The 4,070-nt window shown below is 41.1% G+C and carries 4 pseudogenes; 2 read left to right on the forward strand and 2 right to left on the reverse strand.

What is annotated here, in order from left to right:
- Together QUA02_RS18420 and QUA02_RS33670 are read left to right on the forward strand one after the other, a co-directional pair.
- A pseudogene (locus QUA02_RS18420) lies at nucleotides 1-444 on the forward strand (IS5/IS1182 family transposase); the annotation flags it as partial.
- Nucleotides 410-1,030: pseudogene (locus QUA02_RS33670) on the forward strand (transposase); the annotation flags it as partial. The pseudogenes QUA02_RS18420 and QUA02_RS33670, both read left to right, overlap by 35 nt.
- A 42-nt stretch (nucleotides 1,031-1,072) precedes the next feature.
- Here the strand turns inward: QUA02_RS33670 and QUA02_RS18430 are convergent.
- Nucleotides 1,073-2,249: pseudogene (locus QUA02_RS18430) on the reverse strand (IS5 family transposase); the annotation flags it as partial.
- A 118-nt stretch (nucleotides 2,250-2,367) separates the two neighbouring features.
- Nucleotides 2,368-3,554: pseudogene (locus QUA02_RS18440) on the reverse strand (IS1634 family transposase); the annotation flags it as partial.
- Nucleotides 3,555-4,070 lie beyond the last annotated feature (516 nt).

Raw genomic sequence — 4,070 nt, forward strand, 5'->3', positions numbered from 1 at the left:
GCAGAAATTGCCCTGGAAGCCGGTGCGCCAATTCTCAATAGTTCCAGTTTAAAAACGGCCTTAGACTTAAACTGGGATGACCCTTCAGAGCGTCAAAACGCACTCTCAATTATTCTAAATAGCTTAAATTCTGTTGAAGAATGGATGCAAGGTCAGTCCGATTGCAATAACTTTGAAGTAGCCCAAGAGACTCTGGATGTTGCCCGAGTGATTGAATCTCAAAATGTAACTTTCGACTCTCAAGGCGTTCCGAGTTTAAGTAAAGGGGTGGCCTCATACCGTCGCATTTCTATTGAGGACCCAGATATGCGGCATGGAAGGAAAAGCCGGTCTAAGAAGATAGATGGTTATAAACGCCACGTCCTCAAAGATTTAGATAGCGGTGTAGTTTGTGCAGTGGCATTGAAGGAGCGCAAATACTCCCGAATCTGCTGCTACACTTGACCTGGAACGTGACTTAAGACTCCAAAATATTCACCTAACTGAGTTACATATTGACCGGGCTTATTTATCTAGTCATTGGGTCATACAGCGGGATGAGCAATTAAAGATATTTTGCAAGGCCAGGCGTGTCAGAAATTCTGGCCGGTTTGATAAAAATTCCTTTTTCCTGGATTGGGATACGCATTTAATGAGTTGTCCCAATCAAGTAAGTATCCCTTTTGAACCGGGAAAAGTTGTTCATTTTCCTCCGAGTGAATGTGCAATTTGTCCTCTGAGATCCGACTGCACCAATAGTAAAAGAGGACGTAGTGTATCAATTCATCCTGATGAAGCTTTAATGCAAGAGTTGCGAGCGCGTCAATCCACTACCACTGGTCGTCTTGACTTGAGAAAGCGTACTACAGTTGAACATTGTCTAGCCCATATTGGTCATTGGCAGGGGGACCGTGCCCGGTATCTTGGACAAAGGAAAAATCTCTTCGATTTACGTCGAGTCGCTGTTGTCCATAACCTCCATGTCATTGCTCGAATATCTAAGCTTTTGCCAATTCAACCGGGCATAGAGTCGAATTCATTGGCCGGGTAATTGCATACATCTCTTTTGTTGTCAACTTCTAATACTGTACCGACGCCCTAGGGGTGGCCTACTGATTCTAATTCCTTTTTCTTTACACCATGCTCGGTTTTCCCTTGTACGGTAAATTCGATCCGCATGAACTGATTCTGGATAGTATCCTGTGAATTTATAATAAGCTTCTACTTGGGCTTTCAAGTCCCCTGATTCGTTAAAGCTATCCCAGCTCATCCGGTCTAAAAATACATATCCTTCAAAGCAGCTCGCTGATAGTTTAGCTCCAAGCTCTACGCTTTTTCCGGCTTTTCCTCTGACTATAGGACGGATATGGGGTTGACTTAAACTTACTATTCTATATTCAATACTCTGTTTATTTTCCTCAAATAACCATTGCTGTTGGCGATAGACTTCTGTGAGGACTAGCAAGGTTTTATATTGCTTTTTATTCAGACCTTCTAGACTCGCACCTGCATCAATTAGTTGCTCAATATGAGCCAGGTTTCTTTTGATATATTGGAGTTGTTTTTTAATTGCCTGTCTTCTTTTTTTGCGGGTGGGCTTTCTTTGTTTGGCTATTAATAAGTAATCTTTTCTTGCTAAATTACGGTAGGTTCTTGGTTTTTTATGAATTTTTTCTTTAACTTGTTTATACAGGATATCTATGATTTTTTCGGTATGAACTCTGGCTCTGTTTAATAGTCCTAAGTCGGTCGGATAAGCAATATCGGCGGGAGCGCAGGTTGCATCTATGATTAGTTGACCACGATTGGATGATTCATTTTTGGCGTCCGAATCCTTTTTTTTTTCGGGTTTGACTGGCCTAAGTTCTCGCATTTTTTCGACCATGCGTTCGTTCACTTTATTAATTAGGTTTGAACTGATTCGTTGCCTAAAGTGAACCAATAGAGATGAGTCAAATGGTAGTTCATTGCTGTAGCTTGATTGACCGATAAAGTATTGTAGATAGGGGTTCTCACGAATCTGTTCTACGGTTTCTTGCTGAGCTAATTCCTAAGTTTTCTTTGATAATTAATGCCCCCAATGCCATCCTAAAAGATTTGGCGGGTACCCCCTTTTCTGTGGGGAAGTTTTCAGCATATTCTGATTCAAATTCTGACCACGGTATTATTTGGGCCATCTTTATCCAACGGTTATCTGCTGACAACTTTCCACATGAGGAAAGTTCAAAGTCGGATGGTGAGGAGGGAGCAAGCTCAGCTTTTCGGTACAGGTTCGCAGGTGGTGATGCACGGGTTTTGATCTATTTTAACCGCTTTCCTTGCACCTTTCCACCTTTTTAGGGTCACACAACTCATACAGTGTTTACGGAAGCAACTGCTTCAGCAAGCCCTAAATATCAAGCTAGAGCTAGAATTGTCATGAGAAATGGTCAAATCAGTAGCGGGTTTTACTGTAGTTTGCCCGCAGGTAATTTGGGTTAAATTATGATATTTTAGTTGTTTAGATAAACGATTTGCTGCTGCGGAGGCATCTGCCGAACAAGCAAATTCAATATTTGATAACTCTCGCAACTTTTTCTGACCCTCAATTTCAGCTTTTTTGAGGTTTTTTTCTAACTTACGTTGGTCAGCATCACGACGCAAACTGCTCTCTACTACTAACCATCTTTGTGCAATTCCACCATAATTACTTTTGTGTTCTGACCAACGATATCCGGTCACTGAGCTTTGATGAAATTCTGATTCCTGCAAGCTGAGATACCAGTTGCTGCGCTTGTTTCAGGCGAGCGTGGTACACGAGTTAACCATTTTAAATTGGTTAACATTTCTAAGTTGGGGGCACTATATAATGCACTGTCAGCTACCATTAAACTGTCGAGATTTAATTGTTTTTTAAAGTCTTGACAAATTGAGGCGAATATGGAATTATCTGATTCGTTTCCTGAAGCTACTCGTAAAAATAGTGGCACATCTCCGTCTCCACTACAAATTAGGTCTAAAATGAACTGTTTTAAGTCGGGACGATGGTCGCGAGAGTAGCCGTAGGTAATCTGAATTGGTATTGGGGATGTTTGATGGTTGATTGATGAATTATCTAACTGATTGCTATCTGTTTCTATGCTAGAACAAGATACTGATGGCAATTCTTGTTCATATTTGCCATGTAGATGAAATGAACTTGAGTCGAGGTGAGATGTGTCGGTATTTATCTCGAATTTTTGAGCTGCTTCTAGGGCAATGGTTGTGAATATTTCCGTAATTCCTGCTAAATATAATTTATCTAATACTCTTCCTAAACGGTCATCATTTAAATGTGATGCTTCAATTCCTGAGCCAAGTAAATGTTCTATTGCTTTCCCTTCAAAAAATTTAGAGAATAAGTATAGTGGGGCGGAAACCATCCCTAATCCATTGATAATCATGGCTTTGACTACCAAGCCGGGACTGACTATTTCGCCCGGTTGTTCGCCTATTAACTCATTGATTTTTTGGACAATTCCTATTTCATCAATTAGACCTGCTATCAAGCCCAGATGATCTAGGTTTTCTACTTTCATCTCAGATGCTTTCTGCATGGGCTGCTGAATCCTGATTTGAGCGTTCATCGCGATCGTAAGTGTACACTATTTTTGGTGATGATTGGTTACGGAAGAGCGATCGCAATTAACGCATTTTCGAGGCTGCGATCGGGTTACTATGAGGTCATAAACTTGGTTTATTAGCGATCGCAATTTTAACTGGTATCAGATTCTAGGTGATGGGAGCATGACCGAAATTATTGAGTATTTTTACTCAGGCTCGGTCTCGGATAATTCACTTTTATCCCCTCAAGCAGCGTATGTGCCAGTTGGGGGTGCGGAATGTGGGTTATATCTCGCCCAAATCGCAAAATAATGATACTAAAATTAGAAAAGGTAGGCACAGATATTTTTCCTACAGTGAATGTATGAAAATCCTTAGTCATCAAAGCCAGAACTGCGGAATGTGGAATAGAAAATCATTTAGGATTGCGATAGATCAACCGCTTTAGCCTCGTTGTCGCCCCCTGAAACAAAGATACTACTCTTAGCTCCCTGTCCGAAAATTGGGGG

This window comes from Microcoleus pseudofavosus SVA1_A4, assembly GCF_036700565.1.
In the GTDB taxonomy this organism is placed as follows: Bacteria; Cyanobacteriota; Cyanobacteriia; order Cyanobacteriales; family Microcoleaceae; genus Microcoleus.